A 21,489-nucleotide genomic window follows, 5' to 3' on the forward strand; every position below is an offset into this window, starting at 1 on the left:
GCACGTTGAAATCCATCACGTATATATGCTAACCAAAACGCCCTTATAATACTGGATAAAAAACCAGCTTCAAGTAGATCAGCAAAATAATATTGTCCCCAATTCAAAAGTTGTACCCGACAGACCGTTAACCAAGAGCAGAAACAACCGCAAGGTGATATTAACATTAAGTTAACATTAGTTGAGGCTATTTTTATCCCCAGATAACTATTTTACTTTTTCCTATTTTCATTTTAGCTACTGAAATGATAAAGCAGGGAATGATAAAGAGGCATTGAAAAGGATTGATTTTATATAAGCAACTAATTTTAAACAAAAAAAATTCAAAGGAGAGAATAACAGCAAATCTTGCGCAAGCCGCGTATCATCTTGTGTCAGACTACTTTTCTAAACCTAATACACAAGGTTATCCACAGGAACAGTGGATAACTCAACAAATCCTATTAGGTATGGGAGGTTGCAGAGTTATCCTCTTCTGTGGATTTCTTCAATAGCGAAATGTTTTCATACTATTTTGAAATAGTTTCACGCTATTTTTTGTACAAAAACAGGGCAATAATTGTTAAAATAAAATGTATTTTATATCGACATCTCCACAAGAACCCACTTATTCAATGGGCTATTTTAACTAACAGAGAATAAATAATTAGTTAACCAATAAATCAATATTTATATATTCTCCAATGTTATTTTTTTTATCTGAGTCGCTTAAATGGGGGATAACACCAAGTAAGGGTGCAGAAATCATCCGTTTTAATGTTGCTAAATACTCAGTCTGACGCTTGCCAGCAGGTTCTATTTCATTCGCAACCCAACCTACTAATTCTAAACCTGAACCTTGAATAACTTTTGCTGTTAAGACAGCATGGTTAATACAGCCCAATTTAATCCCTACCGTCAAGATCACAGGCAGTTTTTCCTGGACCACCCAATCTGCGAAAGTGGTGTTTTCAGATAACGGTGTATACCAACCACCAGCCCCCTCAATTAACACCCAATTCGCTTTTACCGCCAGTTTTTCCAGGCCTTGTGACATCACAGTAAATTCGATCGGCTGATTGAGTTCCGCACTGATAATATGGGGAGAAGTAGGTTCCACAAATACGAATGGATTCACTTCCTGATAAGACAGAGATACTGAACTGTTATACTGCAAAGCTAAAGCATCTCTATTGCGTACCCCTTCCGAAGTGACTTCACTGCCTGATGCCACTGGTTTATAACCCGCAGTTTGATAGCCTTTTTTATTTGCCGCTTGTAACAAGGCACAACTGACAACCGTTTTACCCACTTCGGTATCAGTTCCGGTAAGAAAGTATTTATTTGTCACAGTAAATGACTCCAAAAGCAATTTGATAGCTTAATGGGTAATTTCCATTATTTCTCGGATACACTTCTGAAAGAACATTCAGGCGTTTTCTCGTCATCAAACCCTGTTGACGGCCACGATGAAGGTGTGTAGCTCCGATACCTTTTAAGGAATTCAATAAAAGCAGCAATTGTGGATAATGCTGGCTATATTGCTTGTGTATAAATTGATGCCGATACGGTTGACACGCATCAGCGATTGCCTGCAAGGACAGGAATTGATTGATGTGTCGATAAGAATCAACGCGCTCCCATGCTGCTTCCAGCTCGCACAGTGAGCCCTGTGCAAGAGTGGAAAATAAAATAAGGCCTCCGGGACGGGTTACACGATGGAATTCCTGTAATGCACATGGCAGATCATTACACCACTGTACAGCCAAGTTACTGAAACAGATATCTACACTACTATCTGCCAGCCCTAAATGCTCAATATCGCCTTGCAGGTAATAGTTAGCAGCTTGTTGACTCTGAGCATGGTTTAACATGCCGGCAGCCAGATCTAATGCGATAACCTGTTTACCCCATTGTTTCCAGCGGTTACTAAAAAAACCTGTGCCACAACCAGCGTCCAATACCCGCATACCGGTATTTTCTGCACGAGCCAATTCCATCAGGTATTCCCCTGTTTGTTGTTGCAGCTTAGCAACCGTGTCATAGCATGAGGCTGCCCTGCCAAAAGCTCCCGCAATCGCCTGTTTATCAACACATTTAACAGACAGAACCACGCAACACCTCCAGTAATGCATCAATATGTTGTCGGGTATGATTTGCTGTCAGAGTGATACGCAAGCGGGCACTATCCGGTGGCACTGTCGGAGGAAGAATCGCTTTTACCCAAAATTTTTGTTGCATAAGCGAGTGGGATAAGGCGATACAACGTTCATTATCACCAATGATCACAGGCTGAATAGCCGTTTCAGAATCCATCAGGGAAAAAGGTAAGTTTTGCGCCTCACGGCGAAAATAACGGATATTACTTTGCAGACGGTAGCGTAATTCATCTCCAGCCCGGATTTGCCGCACAGCTTCAGAAAGCGCTACAGCCTGAGCAGGTGGCATAGACGTGCTGTAAATCAAGTGTCGGGCATATTGAATCAGGTACTCTGCGGTCTGTTCATCACACAGCACAGCTGCACCACTTAAACCAAACGCTTTACCAAATGTGACGATTAAAAGCTCTGGTTTCACATTCTGCAACCAACAACTACCCCGTCCTTCATCCCCACGAATACCAATACCGTGAGCATCATCAACCAGTAACCAACTGCCCGTAGCTTGTGTTTGCTGTGCGATCACATCAAGTGGCGCGCTATCTCCATCCATACTGAAAATGCCCTCGGTGACCACGAATGTTTTACCTGCACACTCTTTTGCCAGATGCTGTTTCAGAGAATCAGGATTATTGTGCAGAAAGCGCCGCAGTTGAGCTGGAGATTGCATCGCTGCTTCCATCAATGAAGCATGGCTCAGGCGATCAGCAATAATACGATCCTCTTTTTCCATCAATGCCGCTATCACGCCTTGATTAGCGGCATAACCAGAAATGAACAGTAAAGCCTGGGAATAACCAAGCCATTCCGCTAGTTGTTGCTCCAGCATATGGTGAGCTGCGGTATAACCTGTAACATGCCCCGAACCACCGCTGCCTACACCATACCGCTCCGCCCCTTGTTGCCAGGCAGCAATAATTTGCGGATGTTGACTCAACCCAAGGTAGTCGTTACTGGAAAAGTTCAGATACGGGCCATCAGGAGTGTCTAAGCGTTGTCCATCTGAACCCAAATGGACTTGTCTGCTACGCCATAAGGATGTGCCCCGGCGTTCGGCTAAACTCCGGGAGATAAAATCTGACCAATTCATCATATTGCCGCATTATAGAATTGTTCATTTTCAGCACTGTTTATGATCGCTTCTGTCAGGTGTTGCTGCTGCTGATTATCACCGAATGCTGTTTTTGTCTGCTGAGGATTGATGCCCAATCTGCGGAACAGTTGCAGGTCTTTATCTTCCTCCGGATTCGGAGTCGTCAGCAATTTACAGCCATAAAAAATAGAGTTGGCTCCGGCCATAAAACACATAGCCTGAGTCTGTTCATTCATCTGTTCACGTCCTGCGGATAAGCGGACATGAGATTTCGGCATCATGATCCGAGCCACCGCAATGGTACGAATAAAGTCAAATGGATCAACGTCTTCGTTACTTTCCAGTGGCGTTCCTTTAACTTTTACCAGCATGTTGATTGGCACGCTTTCAGGCGGTTTCGGCAGGTTTGCCAGTTGTACCAATAATGCTGCCCGATCACGAATTTCCTCACCCAGGCCGACAATACCTCCAGAACACACTTTAATGCCTACGTCCCTGACATTTTCCAGTGTATCCAACCTGTCCTGGTAACTGCGTGTGGTAATGATATTGCCGTAAAATTCCGGCGAGGTGTCCAGGTTATGGTTATAGTAGTCCAGACCCGCCTCTGCCAGACGCTGTGCCTGAGATGGGTTCAACATTCCCAGTGTCATACAAGTTTCCATGCCCAATGCCTTAACTTCTTTGACCATCTTCTCCAGATAAGGCATATCCCGTTCGTGTGGGTTTTTCCATGCTGCCCCCATGCAAAAACGGGTTGAACCTGCATTTTTGGCTTTGCGTGCAGATTCAATGACTTTTTCCACCTCCATCAGGCGTTCTTTTTCCAGACCCGTTTTATAACGGGAACTTTGTGGACAATACTTACAGTCTTCGGGACAGGCTCCGGTTTTTATTGAAAGAAGTGTGCTGACCTGTACTTGCTGTGGATCAAAATGTTCGCGGTGTATCTGCTGTGCCTGAAACAATAATTCAAAAAAAGGTTTATCAAACAGCGCCTGTGCCTGTTTGATAGTCCATTGTTGACGCTCACTCACAGTAATTTCTCCAGTGTAAAAAATGTTGTCAGTTTAAATAACGTCGCTATCATGTCAACTAAAACAAACTAAAAAAGGTTTACAACAAATTTATCATGAATCATTCAGATATTGAATTTGACCTGCGCCATATCTGGCATCCGTATACATCAATGAGCAATCCACTGCCGACTTATCCTGTTGTTTCAGCCAACGGCGTTGAACTGGTATTGTCAGATGGTCGTAAGTTAATTGATGGCATGTCTTCATGGTGGGCCGCCATCCACGGCTACAATCATTCTGTGCTTAATGAAGCGGCAACAACGCAAATTGGCAAAATGTCTCATGTAATGTTTGGCGGTATTACCCATCCACCTGCTATTGAACTGTGTAAACAGCTAGTGGCAATGACCCCTGTGCCATTAGAGTGTGTTTTTCTGGCCGATTCCGGATCTGTTGCCGTGGACGTTGCCATGAAAATGGCGCTGCAATATTGGCAAGCCAAAGAGAAAAAACAGGAGAAAAGACGTCAGAAATTTCTGACACTACGTCATGGTTATCATGGCGATACTTTTGGCGCAATGTCAGTCTGTGATCCCGATAATTCAATGCATAGCCTTTATAAAGGCTATCTCCCCAATCATCTGTTTGCGGATGCCCCTCAATCCCGTTTTGATGGTGAATGGCAGCCTGAAGATATCGTTTCTTTCCGGCAATTGATACAACAGCATCATGACGAAATCGCTGCTGTCATCCTGGAACCGATTGTTCAGGGAGCGGGCGGAATGCGAATTTATCACCCTGAGTATCTGCGTCAGGTCCGTCAGCTTTGTCATGAATACCAGATTTTGCTGATTGTGGATGAAATTGCTACTGGATTTGGCCGCACGGGTAAGTTATTTGCCTGTGAACATGCTGATATCGAACCAGATATTTTATGCTTAGGTAAAGCACTGACGGGCGGTTATATGACGTTATCCGCAACGTTAACAACTCGCCATGTAGCAGAAATCATCAGCCAGAGTGAGGCCGGCTGTTTTATGCATGGCCCAACTTTTATGGGCAATCCACTGGCTTGTGCCGTTGCCAGCGCCAGCCTGAAACTACTTACTGAGAGCCAGTGGCAACAACGAATTCAGTCAATTGAATCTCAGTTAAAAAAAGAGTTACAGCCTCTGAAATCACACGAAACGGTTGAAGATGTACGGGTATTAGGTGCAATCGGCGTTGTAGAAATGAAACAGCCTGTTGATATGGCCTCTCTACAGCATCATTTCGTACAACAGGGGGTTTGGATAAGACCATTTGGACGCTTAATCTATTTAATGCCTCCTTATATTATTCAGCCTGAGCAATTGTCGAAACTGACAAATGCTGTTACTGATGCAATAATTTAACAATTAAGGTCAGTATTATAATTATGCTGGCCTTATTTTCCTAAAATTTTAATTATCTCTTCTATTTTCCAGCTTATTTATCGATTTATATCATTAAACTCTCCATGTCATTATCCGATTTAACTTCAAAAATCAGTCACTGATAAATATTAGTAAATAATTGGTTATATTCTTCATCATTTAAAAATAAATTTTCTGATATATTGCGTACACAGTCATATTTATTCTAACCAGAGAGGGATATATCATGAACCAAGAAAACTTAGTTGTACCTTCTAAAGACGAACTGGAAGCCATATTTGCACAGTCCAACGATATGTATGCACAAGAACAATCACATTATGAGGCAATAGCAAAAGAAAAACCTGAACTGGCTCATTTATTTTGTAAAAAACCTGGGGAAAATTCATTACCTCATCCTGGCTTAAATATAACAGAATATGTCAGTGGATATTTTAATATTAACACATATCTCCAATATGGAAGTTATCCGTTTATTCAAGTATCATCTTATCCTGTTTTAATTGGAACTGCTCCGAATACAAGAAGGAATGCTAATTTCAATGGGTATATTTATGGTGGATATAATATGCCACAATTGAATTTTAATAATCTCTATCTTGGTGGTGTGATACACCATACCAATACAGTTATAAACACTCCACTTAATTTCCAACTTTTCATTTACCCGCAAAAAATCTATCTACGTTTATTTAAAGGAAGTGTTTATTTGGGAGATTTAATTTCTGTATATCAACATCATATACTGGTTACATATCCTATTGTTTTCTCAGGGGTTGGCACCTTTAGTCTTGTCTAAAAGACGGCCGGATATCCGCATAATTCTTCAGAAGAAGAATCAAATGCCGCGCTAAAAATTTGCGCGGCTTCTAATTACAATGTCAATACTGTTACCCACATAGGGCCTTTACCAACCGGATAACGTGCCAAAGGAGTCAGTTTTCCGCTGTATTTATCAATGCTGAATACTGAAATATGATCGGATTTCTGCCCTGAAGAGATTAAAAAGTTACCGCTGTAATCTATAGCAAAACCACGAGGCTGACTTTCTGTCAGGTAATGTCCTGCTAATGTCAGATGATAGCCATCTTGTGAAACACGGAAGTGACTAATCACACTTTTAGAACGCTCGCTGGTATAGAGATGACGGCCATCCGGTGTGATATGAATATCCGCAGACCAACGAACACTGGAAAAATCAGCAGGCAATGAATCAACAGATTGTACTATGCGGTATTTCTCCCATTTACGTAGCACATCTACGGTTGAATCGAGCTCATTAATGCAATAAATTGCCTCTTTTTCTGGATGAAAAGCCATATGGCGTGGGCCTGCGCCAGCTTCTGTTGCAATTTCGTCGGCACGGCTTTCTGTCAGATATCCCTGCTCATTTAAATCAAAAATACGAATATGATCTTCTTTCAAACATGGAACCAATAATTGGCGATTCTCCCGATCAATATTGGCCGAATGTGGCGCTTTCAATCCTTCTACAATTTGGATCGGTGCTCTAACCACTCCATTTTTGTCAATAGGGTGAACACTTAAGTTGTTGAAGCTATAGGAAGCAGAAAATAAAAAACGCCCTGCTTTGTCCGTTGAAATATGAGTCGGGCTACCCGGTAATGGTGCAATGGCTTGCTGCTCCAATCGCCCATCAGAGCCAATTTTATAAGTTACGATGTTGAATTGAGGGCGTATCCCTACATATAAGTGCTTACCATCAGGATTAACTACCATCGGTTGTACTTCACCCGGTACATTTACCGTCTGGAGTAACGAAAGTTCTCCAACAATATTCAGAGACCAGACATGAATCTGACAACTATTCGGACTGGCTGTATAAACCACTTGTTTCATTTTCTCTCCTTAAAGCTCCATCACTATTTTATTGATCTGTAATGATTCTTGGAAAAATTTGTTTGTTAAACTGAGTGCATATCAGTTTAACTGTTTTTAATTAACATATAATATTTGCTCAAATCATCAACAATCTAGAGGCTAACTCATGTCATACCGCGTTATTGCGCTGGATCTGGATGGAACACTACTTGATCCACAAAAAAAGATTCTGCCAGAATCAATCACAGCCCTAAATGAAGCTTGCCAGGCGGGTATTAAGGTCTTGATTGTCACTGGGCGTCATCACGTTGCTATTCACCCTTTCTACCAAGCACTCCAACTCGATACTCCGGCTATTTGCTGTAACGGAGCTTATTCATACGATTACCACGCTAAAAAGGTTCTGGCTGCCAATCCTCTCTCTATTCAAGAAGCCTCTCAAGCACTTTCTTATTTACAGGGTGCGGAAGTTGAGCATCTGATGTATGTTGATAATGCTATTTTATATGAATTTCCACACACAGTTACCCGTACCTTTGCGTGGTCAAATTCTCTGCCTGAGCACCAACGCCCTACTCTCCAGCACATTAAGAATTTTCAGGAAGCGCTGCACAATGTGAATTCCATCTGGAAGTTCGCTACCAGCTCTCCCGATTTAGAGAAACTGCGTGAGGTTAGCGAGCAAATTGAGAAAAATGTGGGTCTGGAATGTGAATGGTCCTGGTTTGATCAGGTCGATATCACCAAAAAAGGCAATAGTAAAGGGATACGTTTACAGCAATGGGTAGAGTCACAAGGGATGAGTATGAAAGATGTCCTCGCTTTTGGTGATAATTATAATGATCTCAGTATGCTGGAAGCAGCAGGTCTGGGTGTTGCTATGGGAAATGCTGTCGATGATGTCAAAGCACGGGCAGATCTTGTCACAAAGAACAATGCTCAGCCCGGTATTGCGGAAGTCATTCGAAAATATGCGCTTTAGTTTTTCACTTAATTAGCAGGATCTAAGGGAGAGCGAAAAACAATTTCACTCCCTGAATGATCTATCCTTTTATTTTTCTCGTTTTTTCTTTCGTGAATAGTTGTCTTTACAGGTGACGATTCAGTGAAATACTTTTTATCTGAGCATATAACCATTGCCCTGTGCGTAAGTTAAGCTCCTCCCGCGCCCATGGTGTGATCCTTGCCCACAGAGATTGATCGCTTAACGACAATTTGACATCAACCTGACCAGCCTCTTCAAAGATCTCGATGACCTTCACCTGTAAGGTATTACGGATACTGCTGCCTCTTGGTGGTTCTAATACTAAAGAGACATCCGATGCATCAATTCGGATACGTAAGTCAGTTCCTGCAACTGCATCGATTTTCGGCAACCAAAGGGCTTTATCTCCCACCGCTACCGCCGTCATCTGATGACGTTGGTGGTGAACCATCACAATCACAGGTAGTATGCTGCTAAGACGCTCTTTTTGTAACCACGGACGCAATATGCTGTTTGACCATACTTCTTCCAATGAACCTATAGCTCTGATTTTTCCCTTATCCATAACAACCACGTTATCCGCTAAACGGATAACTTCATCCAAACTGTGACTGACATACAGGATTGGGATTTTGACATCTTCAGACAGTTTTTCCAGATAAGGCAACAACTCACGTTTACGCGGCAGATCCAGTGAAGCCATTGGTTCATCCATCAACAGTAATTCAGGCCCGGTCAGTAATGCACGCCCAATTGCAACTCGCTGTTTTTCACCGCCTGATAAAGTCATCGGGAAACGGGACAGTAAATGACCAATGCCGAGTAAATCGACAATTTTATCAAATTGCAATTGCATATCCGGTGACATGCCATATTGCAAATTTCCTTTGACCCGATAATGAGGAAAAAGGCGGGCATCCTGAAACACATATCCAATTCGGCGTTTTTCTGGTGGCAGAAAAATTTTTTGTTCTGTATCAATCAAGATACGTTCATTCAAGACAATTCTGCCTTTTTGTGGTCGGGTTAAACCAGCAATGACATTGATTAACGAAGTCTTACCTGCACCTGAAAGCCCAAATATGGCGGTAATGCTTTCTGTTGGCAAAGTAGTATCAACCTGCATACACAGATCACCCAAACGCTGTTCAAAACTTAGCTCTAACATGTTGCTCCCAGTCGCTTTCTTCCCCAACGAGTTAACCACTCAGAGATCAACAATGAAACCAAGGCCAGCACTACAGCAATGATACATAAACGTGCGGCTGCCGTTTCTGCACCGGGCATTTCAATCAATGTGTACATAGCCAAAGGGATAGTGCGTGTTTCTCCGGGGATATTCGACACAAACGTGATTGTGGCACCAAACTCCCCCAGTGAACGGGCAAAAGCCAGCACAGAACCAACAATTATTCCCGGTAATGAAAGCGGTAAGGTAATGGTAAAAAAGACTTTAAGTGAACTTGCTCCTAATGTGCGGGCGGCCTGCTCCAGACGAAGGTCTATAGCCTCCAATGCCAACCGGATGGCTCTGACCATTAACGGAAAAGATACAACTGCTGAAGCCAGAGCAGCCCCTGTCCAGTTAAATGCAAAGCTAACGCCAAACCAATTATAAAGAAATTCCCCAAGTATACCTCGGCGTCCCATGCTGATTAACAGCAGGTAACCAACAACAACCGGAGGTAATACCAGCGGCAGATGGACAAGGCTATCAAGCAGAGACTTCCCCAAAAACTGACAACGCGCCAAGACCCATGCCATCAAGATCCCTAATGGCAAACTGAATAACACCGCAATACCTGAGACTTTCAGGCTCAGTAAAATTGCCTGCCATTCATATTCACTTAACATCTCCAAAAGAATAGTTCCTACAGTGGACTAAAGCCGTAGTGTTTGAAAATGTTAACGGCTCCAGGAGTTTTGAGATAATCATAAAAATCACGTACTGCCTGATTTTCATGACCTTTAATAATTGCAACGGGATATTCCACTGGTTTATGACTCGCTTGCGGGAATATACCAACCACTTTCACTTTCTTGCTGGCAACGGCATCAGAACCATAAACAATTCCCAATGGTACTTCTTCCCGTTCCACCAAGGCCATACCGCTGCGTACATTATTGGTTCGAGCCAACAATGGGTTAACCAAGTTCCACGCTCCCAGATATTGCAGGGATTCTTTAGCATAAATACCAACAGGAACATGATCAGGATCACCAACCGCTAAACGTCCTCCAGCCAGTAAAGAATGCCATTTTGTTTCTCGATTGATATCGATTTTATTTAGTTTACTCTCTTTGGGAGCAATCAAAACCAGTTGATTTCCCAACAAAGTATGACGTGTATTTTCAACAATAAGTTTCTTATCAAAAACATAATCCATCCATTGTTGATCAGCAGAAACAAAGATATCTGCGGGTGCTCCCTGCGCTATCTGGCGAGCTAATGTTGAAGATGATGCGTAAGAAGTAACAATATCTCCCCGATTTTCTTTTTTATATTGCTCAGCAATATCATTAAGTGCATTCGTTAATGATGCAGCAGCGAAAACAGTTACTTTCTCCGCTGCCCAACCCTTTCCGACAAGTGCAAAAGAAACGACAGCTCCTGTCAGTAACTGATAAAAATTCTTTGCTATGCGCTTTTTCATGTTGTATTCCACTTATGATAGCCAAGACGGTGCGCTGCATATAACAAGATACAACGTTAAATGAAAATACTATTCTGAGATTAATCGGCAAGTTGTGAGCCAGTTTTAGCTTTTGTGTTCACTTGGATAGATGTTGCAATCCAGGATGTGGAGAATTTTTATTTGTAAGCTGGTGGTTGATGAGAAAAAAGTGTAAAGCAAAAAAACATTACCCGGAAAAACCGGGTAAGGTGAACTCTGATGATCAATCAACTGAGATCAAAGCTTTCTTTCAAGATTTTTCGATTCTTTTTTGGAAATAATGTTAAACAGCTCGCCAAGCCCGTAAATCAATCCCAAAATTACTGCCATGACAACAGGAACCATAACCAGCGCGAACACCATACTTTTAATCAACTCAAACATGTCATCCTCATATCATGAGTGACTATCATCTAGCCCAAAATAAACTGTACCGTATTTAACTCTCTTTGTCCCCTACCAAAGCAAGAGTAACGTACTGCACAGACAATAATCTCGCTATTCTAGACAATAAAAAGATAACAGTAACCGACGAAACGTGCGATTCTTACGGTTATTCTGTAAAAACTTTCAAATAGTTGCCTGAATAAATCACTATGCAAGCAGAAATATTGTTAACACTCAAATTGCAGCACCGGGTGGTAAAGGAGGTGGAGGTGCCCAACTTACACGCTATAGTGAACGCCTGTTACAGCTCTACGATCTGCTGGGAAAAATTCAGCAAAAAGCATTTAATGTTCTCAATCAGGATTCATTACCTTTGAATAGCTTGTTAGCAGCCATATCCCGCTTTTCCCTGCAAACCAGTGCCAGAAACCAATTTTTCGGAACAATTGTCGAGCGTAATGATGAGAACGTTCAGCAAAATATCCGTATCCTGCTGGCTGATAACAAAACATCAATTTGTGCTAAGGCTCCGTGGATTACCATAAGCAAAAGCACTGTCGCTGCAATTTCCTCCAACAAGATTTCTCTTGAGAATAAGTTATCTGGTCAAATCAGCCAGATTGAAACAGGAAAACAATGCAGTGAAATTATCCTGACGCTTAATGGTGGTGAATCACTTTGTGTTACGTTATCCCATCAGGAAATAGAAAATTTGGATCTTCAACTGCATGACCCTGTGACTGCGCGTTTTAATGCAGATAAGGTGATCATTGCAGCATTATATTAATTAGCAACATGTTATTGATGTTGGCCCCCTGATACTTATTGTCAGGGCTATCGGGTATCTGTACTGTTGTTGTAATGATTGTTGTAACGATTACTGTAACAATTTTTGTACCTCCCTTCCCAAAATATCAACCCATAACGAATAACAGACGACTACTCATTGACATTGAACATTATTCCGCTTATTTCTGTGATCCTTTAGTTGATGTTGCTTAAAAAGGAATAGAAATGTCTGAACTGCAAGTAAAGCAAAGTAGTTTCCGTTTAAGTGACACCCGTATTCTGCGGCTACCGTCACTAAAAATTATTTCCGGGGAAAACTGGGCATTTATCGGCGCTAATGGCAGTGGAAAGTCTTCTCTGGCTCGTGTTTTATCAAATGAATTAACTCAACTGACAGGTGAAACACATTGTTCTTTTCATACTCCGATACGAATCTCTTTCGAGCAGCTTCAGCAGTTGATCGATGAAGAATGGCAACGCAACAACACAGATTTGCTCAGTGAAAATGAAGAAGATACGGGACGTACTGCCGCAGAAGTGATCCAAATGTATCACAAAGACAATGAATTGTGCCTTGAACTGGCAAAATACTTTGGCATTAAAGACTTGCTTTCACGTCGTTTTAAATATCTTTCTACTGGAGAAACCCGCAAGGTTTTGCTTTGCCAGGCATTAATGGCCGATCCAGACCTTTTAATCCTTGATGAGCCGTTTGACGGGTTAGATGCTTATGCCAGAAATCAGTTATCTCAATTATTAGAGACTCTGACCACAAAAGGCATCACTCTGGTTTTAATCTTAAACCGATTTAATCAGATCCCTGATTTTGTCGAACAAATTGGTGTATTGGCCGATTGTCATTTGACATTAGTCGGAGAAAAAAAGCGTATTTTAGCTGAATCTCTTGTAGCACAGTTGGCACACAGTGAAGCGCTAAAAAATATTCAACTACCAGAGCCAGACGAATGTCGAGCTGATAAGCAACTCCCCGCCGATCAACCTTTAGTCTCAATGCACAATATGGTTGTTCAATACAACGATAAACCAATATTACATGGTCTGAACTGGCAGGTTAACCCTGGTGAACACTGGCAAATCATCGGTGAAAATGGTGCTGGAAAATCCACTCTTCTCAGCCTGATCACTGGCGATCATCCTCAAGGTTATAACAATCACCTGATTTTATTTGGCCGCCAACGAGGAAGTGGGGAAACTATCTGGGATATAAAACGTCATATCGGTTATGTCAGTAATAGTATTCATCTCGAATACCGTGTCAGTACCAGTGTCCGTAATGTTATCCTCTCCGGTTTCTTTGATTCTATTGGGCTTTATCAGGCAGTTTCAGATCGCCAGCAACAATTAGCTGATGAATGGCTAATGCTATTAGGCTTATCTGAAGCTACTGCAAACAGTCCATTTCATAGCCTGTCATGGGGACAACAGCGGTTGGTGTTGATTGCCCGCGCTTTAGTGAAACATCCGGCATTATTAATTCTGGATGAGCCACTACAAGGGCTTGATCCACTCAATCGTCAGTTAGTTTTGTGCTTTATTGACATCATAATTAGAAGTGGTGATACACAACTTTTGTTTGTTTCTCACCACCAGGAAGATGCGCCTGAATGTATTACTCATCGGCTGAAATTTATTCCTGATGGTGATGTCTACCGATATGAAACAGAGCCGGCTTCTCGTTCCCTTTCGTGAGTTCTTAATGATCCCCCTCTCTCACAATAAAACCAAGAGGGGTAAATTTACACACCGCATCACCTCTCGAATGAAGAAGATTGTGTGCCAGCTCGCAGAATGGTAAGGAACACTTTTTTGGTAATTTTTACTATTTTTTTTGAATTTTTTCTCTCTTGCTATAAAATCTCGGTCTATTTTTAGACTATTTATCCATTTTTTTCAAAAATAACCGAGAGTTGTATGGGCTGGACTTTACTTGCCGTTTCGTTGGCACTGCTAGATATTCGCCAAAAAATCGCTTTTTTCATTGCATTTTTAGCTATTGTTGTTGGGATCAGCACTCATGTGCTGGCCTATCCCGCGATTATCTCACTATTAATGATAAGTGTGTTGGGTGTAACACATATCTATTTCAATACCAAAACGCATACTATTGGTAAAAATATAACCGAATTGCTATTAGTTATCGTGAGCATTTTATTATTTATACATCACATCCCCGGTTTTCATAACCTGAAATATCTGGATAAAGTACAGGTTGGGCCACTCAGCGCACCTTTTTCCATGTATTTTAATTTTGACAAGGCATTGATCCCCTTTATTTTATTATGCTGCATGCCAAGTTTATTCCGCAGCAATCCGGTGGTTAATGCCCCGGCACATGGTTGGGCACTGCTAATCGCAACTGTACCTGCATTATTAGGACTCGCGACTGTTCTCAGTGGATTAGCCGTTGAACTCCATCTCCCTAGTTGGTTTCCTGCATTTGTTGCTGCCAATATCTTATTCGTTTCATTGGCAGAAGAAACCTTATTCCGTGGTTATATTCAACAAAAACTCAGCCAATGGATGAACCCTTATTTTGCACTTATTATAACTTCGCTAATATTTGGTGTTGCTCATTTTGCTGGCGGTGTTCTGCTGATGGCTTTCGCAACACTGGCGGGTCTGATTTATGGTATAGCATGGATGTGGAGTGGACGTTTATGGGTAGCTGTCGGCTTCCACTTTACGCTTAATGTATTACATCTGCTGTTTTACACTTATCCGATAAAAGCAGCCATCAGCTAAACGGAATCTGATTCCAAGCAATCTCCAGTTGCAGCCATACTCAATAAATTTCAAGATGCGGTTCAACGGCAAGAGAACAAACTTCGGGGAGTATAGATCTATAACAGGTACTATGTAACCGAGGTGAGTGAACGCCGCCAATGAAGCTGCATTTGAATAATCAAGCTGCAACTGTCTTCAGATGTGCCCAAACATGATTTAAAACAGATGTTCCGAGACTATTGTTTGCCGTTTCGGGCTATCGCGCCATATAATGCCCCGAGCGACCATTTCATGTTGTATTAAAAAGTTAATGATAGGAGTTTAAGCTATGGCTGTAACTAAGCTGGTCCTTGTAAGGCATGGTGAAAGTGAGTGGAACAAAGAGAACCGCTTTACCGGCTGGACTGATGTCGAATTGTCTGATAAAGGCCGCGCTGAGGCACAACAGGCTGGTCAATTACTAAAACAAGAAGGTTTTACTTTTGATTTTGCCTACACTTCTGTTTTAAAACGTGCCATTCATACTTTGTGGAATATTCTGGACCAAGTCGATCAGCAATGGCTACCCGTTGAAAAAAGCTGGAAACTGAATGAACGTCATTATGGTGCACTGCAAGGTCTGGACAAGGCTGAAACAGCGGCTAAATACGGTGATGATCAAGTTAAATTGTGGCGTCGTGGGTTTGCAATCACGCCTCCAGACCTGACTAAAGATGATGAACGTTATCCTGGTCATGATTCTCGCTATGCAAACCTGAAACCTGAAGAACTTCCTGTCACAGAAAGTCTGGCAACCACTATCGAACGTGTTGTCCCTTATTGGGAAGAAGTTATCAGACCTCGTGTTGCAAATGGTGAAAAAGTCATTATTGCCGCTCATGGTAACTCCCTGCGTGCGCTGGTGAAATATCTGGACAACATGGGCGAAGACGAAATTCTTGAATTGAATATCCCAACTGCTGTGCCATTGGTTTATGAATTTGACGAAAACATGAAACCAATAAAACACTATTATCTGGGTAATGCAGATGAGATCGCTGCAAAAGCAGCCGCAGTAGCAAACCAAGGTAAAGCAAAGTAATTCAGACTATCTAATTAAATAGAATAAGCAAAAGCCGGAAATTACTCCGGCTTTTTTCATACTGGTTTAACTCCGGCGAGCTCTGACAGCCTGAGATAATTGTCGCAATAAAGTCTCTGTATCATCCCAGCCAATACAGGCATCTGTCACACTTTGACCATAAACCAGAGGTTCGTCACCAGACAAGCTTTGGTTGCCTTCAACCAGATTGCTTTCAACCATCACGCCGATAATCGCACTTTCTCCTGCGGAAATCTGGCCACAAACATCAGTGCCAACATCCATTTGCCTTTTGAATTGCTTCGCACTGTTTGCGTGGCTGAAATCAATCATTATCCGTGGTGCCAATCCTGCTTTTATCAACTCTTCTTTGACAGCACCGACGTGTTCAGCACTATAATTCGGCTCCTTACCACCACGCAGAATAATATGGCAATCCTGATTACCTACCGTGTTAACAATCGCAGAGTGACCCCATTTAGTTACTGACAGAAAACAGTGTGATGAGCTGGCTGCATTAATGGCATCAATCGCAACTTTTATTGTACCGTCAGTACCATTCTTAAAACCAACCGGACAAGAAAGACCAGATGCCAACTCCCGATGAACCTGGGACTCTGTTGTACGCGCTCCTATCGCTCCCCAACTCATGAGATCTGCAAGATATTGAGGTGTGATCATATCAAGGTATTCGCCTGCTGCGGGTAATCCCATATCGTTAATATCTATCAGAAGTTTACGTGCTATGCGTAATCCATCATTGATATCAAAACTACAATCCATTTTCGGGTCATTAATTAACCCCTTCCAACCTATTGTGGTACGCGGTTTTTCAAAATAAACTCGCATCACGATTTCCAAATCTGCTTTCAATTCCTTACGTAATTTGTTCAGGCGCTCTGCATATTCCAATGCAGCCTTTGGATCATGAATTGAGCACGGGCCAATTACTACTAATAGACGATCATCTTCACCAGCTAAAACGTTATGAATAGCTTCACGGGCTTCACGGACAGTAATAGCAGTATCTTTTGTCGCAGGAAATTTTTCGAGCAATGCAACTGGTGGTAATAATTCTGTTATTTTCCTTATTTTTATATCGTCATTTTGGTAATTCATCGACCTTCCACCTAATGTATTTACAGTTATTTGAGATAATTTTGTGATCTCAATCTAACTGTTAGGCGCTGTGCTGTAAATAATCTTTGTGGGTAAGAAAAGAACTTTTTTCATAGAAGAATAAGAAAATAAATAAACAAGCCATAAGACGATTAATGACTTATGGCCTGCGTTAACTGTTAGTTTACGTTTTTAATAGATCACACTTCATTCATTATTTTTTGTTGCTTTGATCCACAAACGAGCACCATTCAGAGCGATCCCCGTCAAGATAATGTATTGCAACGACATAGCCAGAACACCTTGATGAAAGTAAATCACCACACTAATAACATTAATGAGCACCCATATCAGCCAATTTTCCACATGCTTACGAGTCATTAAAATCATTGCCACTATCGATAGTACTGTCATCACTGAATCCCAGAATGGGAATGCATCTGGCTGTAAATTCGGCATAGTAATATTGAAGCCCATACCTTGTAAAACAAGAACTACAATTTTTGCCATATAACCAAAGATCTGATCAATATTGAATGTCATGATCAGGATAAAAATAATAGAAACTGCCGCAACACTAAGCATTTGTTTAGGAGTCAGCCAACGGATCTTTAATTCTATTTGTTTCTGTTCGTTGATTCGGCTCCAGGCATACCAACCATAAATATTAGCGGCAAAGAAAAAGATTTGTAGGATAAGACTGGCATAGAGTTGAATTTGGAAAAATATCACAGCAAATAATGACACATTAATCAAACCAAACAGGTAATTAATGGTTTTTTCTTGACTGGCGAGCCAAATACATAATAAACCCGCAATTGTGCCAACAGCTTCTATGTATGAGAGGTTATAACCATTTGTTCCTAAAGAAATATGTACTAATATGTTATGAATGTCGAAAAAATCCATGCTTTCTTATCCTTACCATAAATGTTGTTTAGTATATCAATACAAAAAACGTAGAATTAAGATGAAAATCGACTATCTTACCCTTAATTGTTTTAAATGCTAAACAACATAGCGAATTATTAAGCAAAAGTCTTTAAGTATTTTAGAGAGCTTAACGTATTAAGGGAGAAATAAATTCTCGACCCGAACCTACGATCGATTGATTAAAAACCAACAGTTCTACTGACTAAGTTAACGACTCACTTAGGAAATATGTGAATGAGAATTTTAGATGGTGGGTCGTGCAGGATTCGAACCTGCGACCAATTGATTAAAAGTCAACTGCTCTACCGACTGAGCTAACGACCCATCTAGGGGAATGTTTGATTGAAAATTAAGATGGTGGGTCGTGCAGGATTCGAACCTGCGACCAATTGATTAAAAGTCAACTGCTCTACCGACTGAGCTAACGACCCATCTAAATCTTGTTTGGCATTGCTTTCTTAATTGCTTGCCAACGGCGGCATATAATACTGATTTCCCTGTTGGGCGCAATATTTATTTTATCAAACCCCGTTCAAGCGCCTATTAATCGACCAATCATCCCCAAAAAGACCGATAAATAACCTCTTGGGGATAATTATTACATTCCTGTAATCTTTTTTTCGGCCATTTTAGCCGCACTAGTGCCGGGGTATTGCTTAACCACCTGTTGATAAACTGCCTTCGCCTTATCCTTTTGCCCTTTTTCCTGCATGATCAAACCAACTTTATACAGAGAATCACTGCTTTTTTGTGATTTCGGATAATTTTTCACTACAGTCGCAAAATAATAAGCCGCATCATCTTTCTTACCTTTGTTGTAATTCAACTGACCTAACCAATAGTTGACATTCGGTAAATATTTCGACTTGGGATAAGCTTTAGCAAAATTCTGGAATGCTACGATAGCCTTATCGTATTCCTTAGTGTTGATAGCTAAAGCGACAGCCGCATCATAATCTCCCTTCTCACTTCCTGTGCTAGTGGCGGCTGCGGGCTGATTACCAGCCCCCTTTTCCACAGGGGTCACTGTATTATCATTTTCTGCACCTGAAGGGTTAGTGATTTTATCCAACTGCTGATAAATATCTTTCTGGCGCTCAATGATCTGATTCAATTGATATTGATTTTCCTGAATCTGACCACGGAGTGTATCAATATCACGCTGAGAATCAGCAAGCTGTTGCTGGAGTTGAGTTAATAACTGACTATGAGCGTCGGAAATACGCTCTAATTGGGAAAGGCGCTCATCTGTGGAGCCTGAGCCGACATTACTGATTGGCGCTCGGGCAGTAGCGGCCCATGGAGCCGCTACGCCAACCAATAACGACAGACCCAATACAAAACGTCTGAAGTTACTGTTCATGCCTTACTCTTAGTATACGATTACAGCGCGACGGTTTTTAGCGTATGCTGCTTCGTCATGACCAAGTACAGCTGGTTTTTCTTTACCATAAGAAACGATAGCAAGCTGGTCAGCTGAAACACCCTTGCCTTGCAGATACATTTTAACTGCATTTGCACGACGCTCACCCAGAGCGATATTGTACTCAGGAGTACCGCGCTCATCTGCATGGCCTTCAATAGTTACTTTAACAGATGGGTTGCTACGCAGGAATGCAGCATGCGCATCCAGCATCTGAGCAAATTCGCTGTTAATGTCGTATTTATCGAAACCGAAGTATACGATATTGTTGTTTTGCAGCTCTTGCATCTGCTGACGTGCTAATTCTTCAGCAGACAGACCTGCTTTAGAAGAATTATCAACAGTGCCTACACCAGACTGATCATTGTTGCCATTTTTGTTAGTGTTAGTACACGCTGCTACGGCCATGATTGGTAAAGCTAACATCAGCCCTTTTAGCACTTTGTTCAGTTGCATCTCTTTGATCCTTTTATAGTTTGCCATACATACTTATTATGCATCACAGATACGGCGACCAAGCAGGAAATTTAACCTGTCCATCGGTAGCCGGAAGACGCGCTTTGAAACGTCCGTCAGTCGAAACTAGCTGCAATACAGTCCCCAACCCTTGGGTGGAGCTATAAATAACCATAGTGCCGTTAGGTGCGATACTCGGCGTTTCATCTAGAAACGTATCTGTCAAAACCTGGACAGATCCCGTTACCAGATCCTGTTTGGCGATGTGCTGACTGCCATTCGCTGTGCTAACCATAACGATAAAAGTACCATCTGGACTCACATCAGCATCTTGGTTTTGTGAACCTTCCCAAGTCAGTCGTTGTGGAGCACCGCCATTAATATCGATTTTATACAATTGTGGACGACCACCCTGATCAGAGGTATAGACCAGTGTCTGGCTATCCGGCATCCAGCTTGGCTCAGTATTATTACTGCGGCCATCTGTTATTTGGCGAATTTGCCCTGAAGCTAAATCCATCACATACAAGTTCAGACTACCTGTTTTAGATAGAGCAAAAGCGAGCTTAGTTCCATCAGGGGAAAATGCCGGCGCTCCATTGTGACGAGGGAATGAAGCTACATGACGAAACACCCCTGTTGCCAATGTTTGGATCACCAGAGAAGAACGGCCTCCTTCAAATGTCACATATGCCAGTTGAGAATTGTCTGGTGACCATGCTGGTGACATTAGAGGTTCTGCTGAACTACGCACCGGTGTTTCATTATAACCGTCATAATCAGCAACACGCAGTTCATGCGAATACTTATTCGCAGCAGCCTTCTTAACCACATATGCGATACGAGTAGTGAATGCGCCTTTAATGCCGGTCAGTTTTTCAAATACTTCATTGCTGGCTGTATGCGCAGCATAGCGTAGCCATTTCTTCTCAACTGAAAATTGATTCTGTGCTAATACTGAACCCGGTGTTCCAGCCACATCAACCAACTGATAGGAAACCAAAAATTTACCATCAGCAGCAGGCTGAATCTGCCCTACGACTACAGAATCTATTCCAAGAGCAGACCATACCGCAGGGGTTACTTCAGAGGCTGTGGTAGGCTGTTGTGGCATGCGATCCGGAGTAATGGGATTGAATTTCCCACTGTTCCTCAAATCAGCAGCAACAATTGAACCAATTTCTTCTGGCGGATTAGCTGCACCAGTCCATTTAAATGGAACAACACCAATAGGACGGGCAGAATCAACACCTTCTGTAATTTCAATGCGAACTTCTGCATGGGCAAACGTTGCCCATAGCATCAGAAAACCCAATAATGCTTTAAACGTCAGTTTAAAAGTTTGCTTCATCATCTCTCCCTTATCGCGATCGATATGCCCGCAATAAT

Annotated in this window: 20 protein-coding genes, 2 tRNA genes and 1 pseudogene; 7 read left to right on the forward strand and 16 right to left on the reverse strand. The window is 41.9% G+C overall.

Annotation, left to right across the window (positions count from 1 at the left end):
- Window positions 1-646 precede the first annotated feature (646 nt).
- From bioD to bioB, 4 genes are read right to left on the reverse strand one after another with little or no spacing between them, the layout of a single operon-like run.
- Complete coding sequence (bioD, locus tag ABLA85_RS05460; RefSeq protein WP_367962061.1) at window positions 647-1,330, reverse strand: dethiobiotin synthase; 684 nt, start codon at window positions 1,328-1,330, stop codon at window positions 647-649.
- A complete protein-coding gene (gene bioC / locus ABLA85_RS05465; RefSeq protein ID WP_367962064.1) occupies window positions 1,320-2,093 on the reverse strand; it encodes a malonyl-ACP O-methyltransferase BioC in 774 nt (257 codons plus the stop codon). The genes bioD and bioC overlap by 11 nt, the downstream gene beginning before the upstream one ends.
- Window positions 2,077-3,228: an 8-amino-7-oxononanoate synthase gene (gene bioF / locus ABLA85_RS05470; protein WP_367962110.1), complete on the reverse strand. Its 1,152-nt coding sequence runs from the start codon at window positions 3,226-3,228 to the stop codon at window positions 2,077-2,079. The genes bioC and bioF overlap by 17 nt, the downstream gene beginning before the upstream one ends.
- Entirely contained in the window at window positions 3,228-4,268 is a 1,041-nt protein-coding gene (gene bioB / locus ABLA85_RS05475; RefSeq protein WP_367962066.1) for a biotin synthase BioB, read from the reverse strand. Before bioB ends, bioF begins: the two co-directional genes overlap by 1 nt.
- 95 nt (window positions 4,269-4,363) lie before the next feature.
- Here bioB and bioA point away from each other — a divergent pair, with 95 nt between their 5' ends.
- Together bioA and ABLA85_RS05485 are read left to right on the forward strand one after the other, a co-directional pair.
- On the forward strand, window positions 4,364-5,644 hold the full coding sequence (bioA, locus tag ABLA85_RS05480) for an adenosylmethionine--8-amino-7-oxononanoate transaminase (RefSeq protein WP_367962068.1): 1,281 nt from the start codon (window positions 4,364-4,366) through the stop codon (window positions 5,642-5,644).
- Window positions 5,645-5,891: 247 nt separating this feature from the next.
- Window positions 5,892-6,464, forward strand: a complete 573-nt coding sequence (locus tag ABLA85_RS05485) for a hypothetical protein (protein ID WP_367962069.1) — start codon at window positions 5,892-5,894, stop codon at window positions 6,462-6,464.
- 74 nt (window positions 6,465-6,538) lie between these two features.
- Here ABLA85_RS05485 and pgl read toward each other — a convergent pair whose 3' ends face one another.
- Window positions 6,539-7,525, reverse strand: coding sequence for a 6-phosphogluconolactonase (pgl, locus tag ABLA85_RS05490; protein WP_367962072.1), 987 nt, complete (start codon window positions 7,523-7,525; stop codon window positions 6,539-6,541).
- Between the two features lie 148 nt (window positions 7,526-7,673).
- Between pgl and ABLA85_RS05495 the strand changes: the two genes are divergently transcribed.
- Window positions 7,674-8,489, forward strand: a complete 816-nt coding sequence (locus tag ABLA85_RS05495) for a pyridoxal phosphatase (protein ID WP_367962074.1) — start codon at window positions 7,674-7,676, stop codon at window positions 8,487-8,489.
- Between the two features lie 106 nt (window positions 8,490-8,595).
- On the opposite strand, the gene modC is transcribed toward ABLA85_RS05495, so the two are convergent.
- The 4 genes from modC to ABLA85_RS05515 all read right to left on the reverse strand — a co-directional run bounded on the left by modC (window position 8,596) and on the right by ABLA85_RS05515 (window position 11,551).
- Window positions 8,596-9,660, reverse strand: a complete 1,065-nt coding sequence (gene modC / locus ABLA85_RS05500) for a molybdenum ABC transporter ATP-binding protein ModC (protein ID WP_367962076.1) — start codon at window positions 9,658-9,660, stop codon at window positions 8,596-8,598.
- Window positions 9,654-10,346 carry a molybdate ABC transporter permease subunit gene (gene modB / locus ABLA85_RS05505; RefSeq protein ID WP_367962078.1) on the reverse strand — a complete coding sequence of 231 codons (693 nt, stop codon included), beginning with the start codon at window positions 10,344-10,346 and terminating at the stop codon, window positions 9,654-9,656. The genes modC and modB overlap by 7 nt, the downstream gene beginning before the upstream one ends.
- A 17-nt stretch (window positions 10,347-10,363) precedes the next feature.
- On the reverse strand, window positions 10,364-11,146 hold the full coding sequence (gene modA / locus ABLA85_RS05510; protein WP_367962079.1) for a molybdate ABC transporter substrate-binding protein: 783 nt from the start codon (window positions 11,144-11,146) through the stop codon (window positions 10,364-10,366).
- 258 nt (window positions 11,147-11,404) lie between these two features.
- Window positions 11,405-11,551, reverse strand: a complete 147-nt coding sequence (locus ABLA85_RS05515) for an AcrZ family multidrug efflux pump-associated protein (protein WP_367962081.1) — start codon at window positions 11,549-11,551, stop codon at window positions 11,405-11,407.
- Between the two features lie 253 nt (window positions 11,552-11,804).
- Here ABLA85_RS05515 and ABLA85_RS05520 point away from each other — a divergent pair.
- The 4 genes and pseudogenes from ABLA85_RS05520 to gpmA form a co-directional block, all read left to right on the forward strand.
- Window positions 11,805-12,341 (forward strand): annotated as a pseudogene (locus ABLA85_RS05520) (TOBE domain-containing protein); the annotation flags it as partial.
- A gap of 227 nt (window positions 12,342-12,568) precedes the next feature.
- Window positions 12,569-14,053 carry a molybdate ABC transporter ATP-binding protein ModF gene (gene modF / locus ABLA85_RS05525; protein ID WP_367962083.1) on the forward strand — a complete coding sequence of 495 codons (1,485 nt, stop codon included), beginning with the start codon at window positions 12,569-12,571 and terminating at the stop codon, window positions 14,051-14,053.
- A 222-nt stretch (window positions 14,054-14,275) separates the two neighbouring features.
- Complete coding sequence (locus tag ABLA85_RS05530) at window positions 14,276-15,106, forward strand: lysostaphin resistance A-like protein (RefSeq protein ID WP_367962085.1); 831 nt, start codon at window positions 14,276-14,278, stop codon at window positions 15,104-15,106.
- Window positions 15,107-15,416: 310 nt separating this feature from the next.
- Entirely contained in the window at window positions 15,417-16,169 is a 753-nt protein-coding gene (gene gpmA, locus ABLA85_RS05535; RefSeq protein ID WP_367962086.1) for a 2,3-diphosphoglycerate-dependent phosphoglycerate mutase, read from the forward strand.
- A gap of 66 nt (window positions 16,170-16,235) precedes the next feature.
- Here the strand turns inward: gpmA and aroG are convergent, their stop codons facing one another.
- The 7 genes from aroG to tolB all read right to left on the reverse strand — a co-directional run bounded on the left by aroG (window position 16,236) and on the right by tolB (window position 21,451).
- Window positions 16,236-17,288 (reverse strand): 3-deoxy-7-phosphoheptulonate synthase AroG, encoded by a 1,053-nt coding sequence (gene aroG / locus ABLA85_RS05540; protein ID WP_367962087.1) that lies wholly within the window; start codon window positions 17,286-17,288, stop codon window positions 16,236-16,238.
- Between the two features lie 207 nt (window positions 17,289-17,495).
- Window positions 17,496-18,197, reverse strand: a complete 702-nt coding sequence (pnuC, locus tag ABLA85_RS05545) for a nicotinamide riboside transporter PnuC (protein WP_367962089.1) — start codon at window positions 18,195-18,197, stop codon at window positions 17,496-17,498.
- Between the two features lie 272 nt (window positions 18,198-18,469).
- Window positions 18,470-18,545, reverse strand: a tRNA-Lys gene (locus tag ABLA85_RS05550).
- A gap of 31 nt (window positions 18,546-18,576) precedes the next feature.
- Window positions 18,577-18,652: transfer RNA gene (locus ABLA85_RS05555), tRNA-Lys, on the reverse strand.
- A gap of 167 nt (window positions 18,653-18,819) precedes the next feature.
- On the reverse strand, window positions 18,820-19,584 hold the full coding sequence (gene cpoB, locus ABLA85_RS05560) for a cell division protein CpoB (protein ID WP_367962091.1): 765 nt from the start codon (window positions 19,582-19,584) through the stop codon (window positions 18,820-18,822).
- A 9-nt stretch (window positions 19,585-19,593) separates the two neighbouring features.
- Complete coding sequence (gene pal / locus ABLA85_RS05565; protein WP_340620682.1) at window positions 19,594-20,100, reverse strand: peptidoglycan-associated lipoprotein Pal; 507 nt, start codon at window positions 20,098-20,100, stop codon at window positions 19,594-19,596.
- Between the two features lie 43 nt (window positions 20,101-20,143).
- Window positions 20,144-21,451, reverse strand: coding sequence for a Tol-Pal system beta propeller repeat protein TolB (tolB, locus tag ABLA85_RS05570; protein WP_367962112.1), 1,308 nt, complete (start codon window positions 21,449-21,451; stop codon window positions 20,144-20,146).
- Window positions 21,452-21,489 lie beyond the last annotated feature (38 nt).

It is taken from the genome of Xenorhabdus sp. SGI246, assembly GCF_040838225.1.
GTDB lineage: Bacteria > Pseudomonadota > Gammaproteobacteria > Enterobacterales > Enterobacteriaceae > Xenorhabdus > Xenorhabdus indica.

Excerpts from the sequence above, each read along its gene's own strand:
- bioF (WP_367962110.1), bottom strand. The coding sequence starts at position 3,228 with ATGAATTGGTCAGATTTTATCTCCCGGAGTTTAGCCGAACGCCGGGGC.
- ABLA85_RS05495 (WP_367962074.1), top strand. The coding sequence starts at position 7,674 with ATGTCATACCGCGTTATTGCGCTGGATCTGGATGGAACACTACTTGAT.
- cpoB (WP_367962091.1), bottom strand. The coding sequence starts at position 19,584 with ATGAACAGTAACTTCAGACGTTTTGTATTGGGTCTGTCGTTATTGGTT.
- modF (WP_367962083.1), top strand. The coding sequence starts at position 12,569 with ATGTCTGAACTGCAAGTAAAGCAAAGTAGTTTCCGTTTAAGTGACACC.
- modA (WP_367962079.1), bottom strand. The coding sequence starts at position 11,146 with ATGAAAAAGCGCATAGCAAAGAATTTTTATCAGTTACTGACAGGAGCT.
- pal (WP_340620682.1), bottom strand. The coding sequence starts at position 20,100 with ATGCAACTGAACAAAGTGCTAAAAGGGCTGATGTTAGCTTTACCAATC.
- ABLA85_RS05515 (WP_367962081.1), bottom strand. The coding sequence starts at position 11,551 with ATGTTTGAGTTGATTAAAAGTATGGTGTTCGCGCTGGTTATGGTTCCT.
- aroG (WP_367962087.1), bottom strand. The coding sequence starts at position 17,288 with ATGAATTACCAAAATGACGATATAAAAATAAGGAAAATAACAGAATTA.
- ABLA85_RS05530 (WP_367962085.1), top strand. The coding sequence starts at position 14,276 with ATGGGCTGGACTTTACTTGCCGTTTCGTTGGCACTGCTAGATATTCGC.
- modB (WP_367962078.1), bottom strand. The coding sequence starts at position 10,346 with ATGTTAAGTGAATATGAATGGCAGGCAATTTTACTGAGCCTGAAAGTC.
- gpmA (WP_367962086.1), top strand. The coding sequence starts at position 15,417 with ATGGCTGTAACTAAGCTGGTCCTTGTAAGGCATGGTGAAAGTGAGTGG.
- tolB (WP_367962112.1), bottom strand. The coding sequence starts at position 21,451 with ATGAAGCAAACTTTTAAACTGACGTTTAAAGCATTATTGGGTTTTCTG.
- ABLA85_RS05485 (WP_367962069.1), top strand. The coding sequence starts at position 5,892 with ATGAACCAAGAAAACTTAGTTGTACCTTCTAAAGACGAACTGGAAGCC.
- bioA (WP_367962068.1), top strand. The coding sequence starts at position 4,364 with ATGAATCATTCAGATATTGAATTTGACCTGCGCCATATCTGGCATCCG.
- modC (WP_367962076.1), bottom strand. The coding sequence starts at position 9,660 with ATGTTAGAGCTAAGTTTTGAACAGCGTTTGGGTGATCTGTGTATGCAG.
- pgl (WP_367962072.1), bottom strand. The coding sequence starts at position 7,525 with ATGAAACAAGTGGTTTATACAGCCAGTCCGAATAGTTGTCAGATTCAT.
- pnuC (WP_367962089.1), bottom strand. The coding sequence starts at position 18,197 with ATGGATTTTTTCGACATTCATAACATATTAGTACATATTTCTTTAGGA.